This window comes from Streptomyces klenkii, from assembly GCF_003626645.1.
In the GTDB taxonomy this organism is placed as follows: domain Bacteria; phylum Actinomycetota; class Actinomycetes; order Streptomycetales; family Streptomycetaceae; genus Streptomyces; species Streptomyces klenkii.
Map to the genome: position 1 here is coordinate 277,176 of NZ_RBAM01000001.1, position 7,228 is coordinate 284,403.

Here is a 7,228-nt window from a genome sequence, read left to right on the forward strand (position 1 = left end):
GTGAAACAGCGTGACGGCGCGGAGAGCTTACGGACGGCCGGGCGGCCCGGGCCGCCCGGGCGCCCCGGCCGCGTCCGTCACGGGGCCGCGGCCCGGAGGGCGTCGACGCTGCCGGACATGATGGTGCGGATGTGTTCGGTGATGTGCTCGGCCGGCCAGTCCCACCAGGCGAGTTCCAGGAGACGTGCGACGTCGGCGTCGTCGTAGCGGCGGCGGATCAGCCGGGCGGGGTTGCCCCCGGCGATTCCGTAGTCGGGGACGTCGTCCACGACGACGGAGCCCGAGGCGATGACGGCGCCGTGCCCGATGCGGACACCGGGCATGACCGTGACTCCGTGCCCGAACCACACGTCGTTGCCGACCACCGTGTCGCCGCGGACGGGCAGACCGGTGATGAGGTCCATGTGCTCGGCCCACGAGCCGCCCATGATGGGGAACGGGAAGGTCGAGGGGCCGTCCATGCGGTGGTTGGCGCCGTTCATGATGAACCGCACCCCCGTGCCCAGAGCGCAGAACTTGCCGATGACCAGCTTCTCCGGCCCGTAGTGATAGAGCACGTTCCGCGTCTCGAACGCGGTCGCGTCGTCCGGGTCGTCGTAGTAGGAGTACTCGCCGACCTCGATCAGCGGGGAGGTGACCAGCGGCTTGAGCAGGACGACACGCGGCTGACCCGGCATCGGGTGGAGCACGGTGGGATCGGCGGGAACAGCCGGCATGACGGACACCAACCTCTCGGAACCTGTGGGGGCGCCCATGATCATATTCCGGGCGGTGCGGCAGCCGCTGCTCCTTTTCGCCGCACCGCGCGGCCGTTGGCCGGGGCCGGGTCAGCCCTTGGATCAGCCCTTGGATCAGCTGTCGGGTCAGGCGCCGGGTCAGCCGTCGGCGAGGGTGCGGGCGAAGAGTTGCAGCATGCGGTCCCAGTGCGTTTCGTCCCCGGAGGGGCTGTAGACCGCCGTGTCGGACATGGTGAAGCCGTGGTCCGTGTCCGGGTAGACCTCGCTGGTGTAGCGAACGCCGGCCTCGTCGAGGGCCTTGTTCAGCGCGGCCACGGCCTCGGGAGGCATCGCCTCGTCGCGCTCGGCGAGACCGAAGTGGATCTCGGCAGTGAGGTTCGGCGCGAGGCGGTGCGGGCTGTCGGGCTCGTCGGTGACAAGGCGGCCGGGGTGGAAGCAGGCGACGCCCGCCACGTCCCGGTGCTCCGCCGCCGTGCGCAGGGCCAGGCCGGCCCCCATGCAGTAGCCGACGACACCGACGCGGCCCGTCGCGACCTCGGGCTGGGCGGCCAGGAAGCTCAGGTAGACGTCGGCGTCGAGGGCGGCTCGCGCGGGCGTGTGCTCTTGGAGCAGCGGCATGATGCGGCCGAAGAACGCCGCCCGCTCCTCCGCCGACGTCAGGTCGGGCACCTCGAGCACGGGCGCCGCGCCGCGCCGGTAGAAGACGTTGGGGACGAGGACGTAGTAGCCGTGCTCCGCAAGGCGCTCCGCCATCGCCCTGATCACGGGGCGGATCCCGAAGATGTCCGTGTAGAGCAGCACGCCCGGGCGGGCGCCGCCCTCGTCGGGGACGGCGACGAAGGCATCGGCCGTACCGTCGGGAGTCGGGATCTCCACCATCCTGGTCTGCATACAGGCACCTCTTCCACAGTGGTCATCAGCAGTAATCGGTAGTCATCAGCCGTCTCACGGCCGTGCCTTGAGGATGCTAGTCAGGATCCGTCCGGAGCGGCCCCTTCCGCGCCCGCAAGTGGCAAGCCCCACTACGCCTCGTCGTAGGCCGCCCACCCCGCCAGGCCGAATCCGCTGCCCTCCTCGCGGACTTCCAGGGCGCCCGCCCCGCCGAAGTGCGCGGGGACGACCAGCTCGCGCTCGGCCGCGGCCCGTTCGAGGATGCGGCGGCGGCTGGCCGTCGCCTGCTCCTGGTCGAGACAGAAGCAGCTGTTGCGGGACGGGTGGAGGACCTGCACCGGGCTGTGGATCAGATCGCCGACGAAGACGGCCCGGTCGGCGCTGCACGCGGACCCGGCCGCGCCGTGGACCAGCGAGCGCCTGGCCGCCGAGGCGGGCGTCTCCCGCCCGACCCTGGCACGCCGGTTCACCGCCATGGTCGGCCGGCCTCCGATGACGTACCTGACCTGGTGGCGCCTGACCTTCGCCGCCACGCTGCTCCGCGACACCCAGGACACGCTCGCGGCCATCGCCCGCCGCGTCGGCTACGGCAGTCCGTACGCGCTCTCCTACGCTTTCAGCAGGGAGTTCGGCACGACGCCGGGGCGCTACCGTGCGCAGTTGCCGGCCGGTCGCTGAGCGGACCGGTTCCTCCGCCGCGGGCGGCAAAAAACAAAGGCAAGGAGCTTTCCCGCTCCTCGCCACTCTTAACTTATAGCGCATGGGGGGCCTTGCGGCAAGGCCCCCGTCATGGCGCAGAATCACCGTCCTAAGCCCGGGCGCAAGCCCGGAGACAGGCCCGGACCTGAGCCGGGCCCCTGCTCGGACCTGCGGAAATAGGGATTGTGATGATTGACGTGATCGTGGTCGGCGGCGGACCGACCGGCTTGATGCTGTCCGCCGAGCTGCGGCTGGCCGACGTGCGTGTGGTCGTGCTGGAGAAGCTGACCGCGCCGACCGCGGAGTCCCGCGGACAGGGCCTGCACGCGCGCAGCGTCGAGATGATGGACCAGCGCGGCCTGCTGGAGCGGTTCGCCGAGGTCAGTAAGCAGTTCCAGGTCGGTGGTCTCTTCGGCGGCATCATGAAGGCGTGGCCGGAGCGGCTGGACACGGCGCACCCGTACGGGCTGGCCACCCCGCAGCCGGTCACCGAGCGGCTGCTCAACGAGCGTGCCCTCGAACTCGGTACCGAGATCCGGCGCGGCTGCGAAGTGGTCGGGCTGAGCCAGGACGAGGACGGGGTGACCGTAGAGCTCGCGGACGGGGAGCAGTTGCGGGCGCGCTACGTCGTCGGCTGCGACGGCGGCCGCAGCGCGGTGCGCAAGCTGATCGGCGTCGATTTCCCCGGCGAGCCCGCCAAGGTCGAGACGCTGCTGGGCGTCATGGAGCTGACCGAGGACCCGGAGACGGTCGCCGCCGTCACCGCGGAAGTCAACAAGACCCAGCTGCGGTTCGGCGCCATACCCATGGGGGACGGCACGTACCGCGTGATCGTGCCCGCCGAAGGGGTGGCCGAGGACCGCACGGCGCCCACGACATTCGAGGAGTTCAAGCAGCGGCTGCGGGCGGTCTCGGGCACCGACTTCGGCGTGCACTCGCCGCGCTGGCTGTCCCGGTTCGGCGACGCGACCCGGCAGGCCGAGTGCTACCGGGCCGGCCGGGTGCTGCTGGCCGGGGACGCGGCGCACATCCACCCGCCGACCGGCGGGCAGGGCATGAACCTCGGTGTGCAGGACGCGTTCAACCTCGGCTGGAAGCTGGCCGCCGAGGTCAACGGCTGGGCGCCGGAGGGGCTCCTGGACAGCTACCACGCCGAACGGCACCCCGTGGGGGCCCGCGTGCTGGAGAACACCCGCGCGCAGATCACGCTGATGGGGACGGATCCGGGGGCGACGGCGCTGCGGGAGCTGTTCTCGAAGCTGATGGACTTCGAGGACGTCAACCGGTACGTGACCGGGATGATCACCGCGGTCGAGATCCGCTACGACTTCGGTGAGGGGCACGAGCTGCTCGGCCTGCGGATGCGGGACGTGGAGCTGAAGCGCGGTCGCCTCTACGAGCTGATGCACGGCGGCCGTGGGCTGCTCCTCGACCAGACCGGCCGGCTCTCGGTGGAGGGCTGGGCGGACCGGGTCGACCACGTCGTCGACGTCAGCGAGGAGCTGGACGTGCCCGCGGTGCTGCTGCGGCCGGACGGCCATGTGGCGTGGGTCGGTGACGATCAGCAGGACCTGAGCGGCAAGCTGGCGAAGTGGTTCGGAGCCGCCACCGCCTGAGTCGCCCCGGCCTGAGTCACCTGATCGGGTGAGCTCGCTCCCTCTTGCGGGTAGGGGCGAGTGCACCGGGCAGCCTCTCCGGGAGGCTGCCCGGACGGGAGGAGTCGCTGTCATGGCACCAGGGCCCACCCGAGCCGGCTGGACCGATGTCGTGCGATTGCTCGTCATCGGCATGCTCCCTACCGTCGTGCAGGGAGCCTGTCTCCGCCGCCCCCTCGCCGTCAGGCTGATCTCCGCACTGGACACCCACGCCTGGGGCTGCCGGATCCTGGACGACTTGCGCGAGCGCCACGGCCCGGGGCCGGTGCTCGTCTCCGTCTTCGGCAGGAAAGCGCTCGTCCTTCTCTCCGCCGACGACGTCCGCCGCGTGCTGAGCGAGACCAACGTGTCGTTCACGACGGCCAATCGCGAGAAGGCGGCCGCCCTGTCGCACTTCGAGCCCGGCGCCCTGCTGATCACCCCGGGCGCCCTCAAGGCGGAGCGGCGCACGTTCAACGAGGCCGCCATCGAACGCTGCGTGGCCGGGCCGTGGTTCCACGAAGCCTGCCGGGCAGCCGTCGAGGAAGAGATCCGCCCGCTGCTCGCCGGGCACACGCTCACCTATGACCGGTTCCGTGCCGCCTACCAGCGCATCGTGCGCCGGATCGTCTTCGGTGACGCGGCCCGTGATGACGAGCGCATCACCGAGCTGCGGGACAAGCTGCGCAGCGACGGCAACTGGTTCATGCTGCACCGCAAGCGCCACCGCCTGCGCGCCGAGCTGTTCGTCCGCTGCCGGCGCTACGTCGATCTGCCCGAGCCGGGCGGGCTGGCCCGTGCGGTGCGCGCCACTCCCGCCGCCGCCGAGATCGATCCCGTGGCCCAGATGCAGCACTGGTTCTTCGCCTTCGACGCCTCTCCCGTCGCCGACTACCTCACGCTCGGCCTCCTCGCCTGCCGCCCGCAGCAGTCGGCCAAGGCCCGCACGGACCGTGCGTATCTGCGGGCCTGCGTCATGGAGGCGCAGCGGCTGTGGCCCACGACCCTGGCCCTCGTACGCGACAGCACCGTCGAGACGCAGTGGCCGGGAGGCTGGACCCTCCCGGCGGGTACAGCGGTGTTCTCCGCCAGCCCGTTCTTCCACCGTGACGCCCGGCACCTGCCGTACGCCGACCGGTTCGAACCCGAAGTGTGGCTCGACGGGCGGGCCGACGCGGAGTGGTCGATCGCACCGTTCAGCCACGGCCCCGCCGAGTGCCTCGGCAAGGAGATCGTTCTCTCCACCAGTGCCACGGTTCTGACCGGGCTGCTCGGCAGCGACTGGCGCATCACGTCGCCGCACCGCCTCGGCCCCGGGCGGCCTCTCCCGCGCACCGCCGATCACACGTCGCTGCGGTTCGCGGCCGGCCGCGGGCCCGGCCCGGGCTGAGGCGGGCCCGGCACCCACCCGCTCCGACCCTCTGAACAAGACGTCTCCGACCTTCTGAGCAAGACGTCTCGGACCATCTGAGTAAGACCTCTCGGATCATCCGCACAAGACGTCTCGGACCCTCTGCACAAGACGTATGGGGACGCATGCCATGACGACTGCCTCTCCGGCCCCCACCGCAGCCGCCACCGCGTGGTATCCGGGTGACCGCCCGGCCGCCTTCACACCGCCGCAGATCCTGAGCACGGCGGTCGTCATCAGAGAAGCCGTCCACCTCGTGACCGCCCCCGCGGAACCGGGCATCGGGATCGGCGTAGGCGGTTCGACGGGCCCGGCCGCGCCCGCCCAGCAGGCGCTGCACCTGATCGGCACCCTGCCGCCGCTCTACCCGGAGTGGCTGGGAGACCGCTCCTTCGGCGAGGCACACGGCGTGCGGTTCCCCTACGTCGCCGGAGAGATGGCAGGCGGCATCGCGACCGCGGCCATGGTCACCGCCATGGCCCGCGCCGGCATGCTCGGCTTCTTCGGCGCTGCCGGGCTGTATCCGGACCGCGTCGAACGGGAAGTGGCCGAGCTGGCCTCCGGACTCGCGGGCAAGCCGAACTGGGGGATCAACCTCATCCACTCGCCCGGTGAGCCGCTGCTGGAGGAACAGGTCGCCGAGATCGCGCTGCGCCACCGCGTGCCCGCCGTCTCCGCCTCCGCGTTCATGTCGCTCACCCCCGCGGTGATCAGAACGGCCGTCAGCGGGCTGCACCGCGGACCGCAGGGGCGGGTCCTGCGCCGTACGCGCCTGTTCGCCAAGGTGTCCCGGCCCGAGGTCGCGGAACCCTTCATGTCACCGGCCCCTCGCCCCCTGGTGCGCGCCCTCGTGGAACGGGGGCAGCTGACCGAGGACGAGGCGGAGCTGGCCGCCCGGGTGCCCGTCGCGGAGGACGTCACCGTCGAGGCGGACAGCGGCGGGCACACCGACAACCGCCCGCTCACCGTCCTGCTGCCGGCCATGCTGGCGATGCGGGACGAGCTCACGGCCCGGTACGGCTACGACCGCGGCATCAGGATCGGGGCGGCGGGCGGGCTGGGCACGCCCGCCGCGGTCGCCGGAGCATTCGCCCTGGGCGCGGCGTACGTGCTGACCGGCTCCGTCAACCAGGCCGCCCGCGAGTCGGGGCTGTCGGACGACGCGAAGGCGATGCTCGCGCAGGCCGACGTCGCCGACGTGACCATGGCGCCCGCGGCCGACATGTTCGAGCTCGGAATCAAGGTCCAGGTGCTGCGCCGCGGAACGCTCTTCGCCGCGCGCGCCACCCGGCTCTACGAGCTCTACCACGACCACGAGAGCTGGGAGGAGATCCCGCCCCGGCAGCGAGCCCGGGTCGAGCAGGAGATATTCAAGGCGCCGTTCGACGACGTCTGGGCCGAGACCCGGCGCTTCTGGCAGCGGCAGGACCCGTCCCGGCTCCGCAAGGCCGAGCAGGACCCCCGGCACCGGATGGCGCTGGCCTTCCGCTGGTACCTGGGCAAGTCGAGCCGCTGGGCGGTGTCCGGGAACACCGAGCGCCGTGCGGACTACCAGGTCTGGTGCGGCCCGGCCATGGGAGCGTTCAACCGCTGGGCGGCGGACAGCTTCCTCGCCGGGCTGGGCGGGCGCGAGGTGGTCCAGATCGCACTGAACCTCCTGGAGGGCGCGGCCGTCCTCACCCGAGCTCATCAACTGCGCAGCCACGGCGTCGCGGTGCCCGCCGCCGCGTTCGCTTTCCGGCCCCGGCGGCTCGCCTAGGAGCCCCCGGACCCGCCCGGCGCCGCCGGGCCGGCCGTGCGCCCTGCCACCGACCGCCACCGCTGTCCACCGACTTCCACCGCCCCGCCCCGCGACA

The 7,228-nt window shown here is 71.9% G+C and carries 5 protein-coding genes and 2 pseudogenes; 4 read left to right on the forward strand and 3 right to left on the reverse strand.

The genetic code is table 11. The features are described from left to right. Positions 1–77: 77 nt before the first annotated feature. From D7231_RS00865 to D7231_RS00875, 3 genes and pseudogenes are all read right to left on the reverse strand, one after another. Positions 78–725 carry a CatB-related O-acetyltransferase gene (locus D7231_RS00865; RefSeq protein ID WP_416385390.1) on the reverse strand — a complete coding sequence of 216 codons (648 nt, stop codon included), beginning with the start codon at positions 723–725 and terminating at the stop codon, positions 78–80. 150 nt (positions 726–875) lie between these two features. Further along, positions 876–1,628 carry a dienelactone hydrolase family protein gene (locus D7231_RS00870; RefSeq protein WP_120752942.1) on the reverse strand — a complete coding sequence of 251 codons (753 nt, stop codon included), beginning with the start codon at positions 1,626–1,628 and terminating at the stop codon, positions 876–878. A 131-nt stretch (positions 1,629–1,759) separates the two neighbouring features. Then, positions 1,760–2,017: pseudogene (locus tag D7231_RS00875) on the reverse strand (MBL fold metallo-hydrolase); the annotation flags it as partial. Here D7231_RS00875 and D7231_RS00880 point away from each other — a divergent pair. From D7231_RS00880 to D7231_RS00895, 4 genes and pseudogenes are all read left to right on the forward strand, one after another. Next, positions 1,998–2,306 (forward strand): annotated as a pseudogene (locus D7231_RS00880) (helix-turn-helix transcriptional regulator); the annotation flags it as partial. The pseudogenes D7231_RS00875 and D7231_RS00880 overlap by 20 nt on opposite strands. Positions 2,307–2,515: 209 nt before the next feature. Then, complete coding sequence (rox, locus tag D7231_RS00885; protein WP_120752943.1) at positions 2,516–3,943, forward strand: rifampin monooxygenase; 1,428 nt, start codon at positions 2,516–2,518, stop codon at positions 3,941–3,943. A 112-nt stretch (positions 3,944–4,055) separates the two neighbouring features. Next, the gene (locus D7231_RS00890) at positions 4,056–5,351 is read left to right on the forward strand and encodes a cytochrome P450 (protein WP_120752944.1); all 1,296 of its coding nucleotides are present in this window, start codon (positions 4,056–4,058) and stop codon (positions 5,349–5,351) included. A 151-nt stretch (positions 5,352–5,502) separates the two neighbouring features. Then, on the forward strand, positions 5,503–7,131 hold the full coding sequence (locus D7231_RS00895; RefSeq protein ID WP_241999493.1) for a PfaD family polyunsaturated fatty acid/polyketide biosynthesis protein: 1,629 nt from the start codon (positions 5,503–5,505) through the stop codon (positions 7,129–7,131). Positions 7,132–7,228 lie beyond the last annotated feature (97 nt).

What these genes read in the sequence shown, in the direction of transcription:
- D7231_RS00890 (WP_120752944.1), top strand. Translation starts at nt 4,056, where the DNA reads ATGGCACCAGGGCCCACCCGAGCCGGCTGGACCGATGTCGTGCGATTG.
- D7231_RS00870 (WP_120752942.1), bottom strand. Translation starts at nt 1,628, where the DNA reads ATGCAGACCAGGATGGTGGAGATCCCGACTCCCGACGGTACGGCCGAT.
- D7231_RS00895 (WP_241999493.1), top strand. Translation starts at nt 5,503, where the DNA reads ATGACGACTGCCTCTCCGGCCCCCACCGCAGCCGCCACCGCGTGGTAT.
- rox (WP_120752943.1), top strand. Translation starts at nt 2,516, where the DNA reads ATGATTGACGTGATCGTGGTCGGCGGCGGACCGACCGGCTTGATGCTG.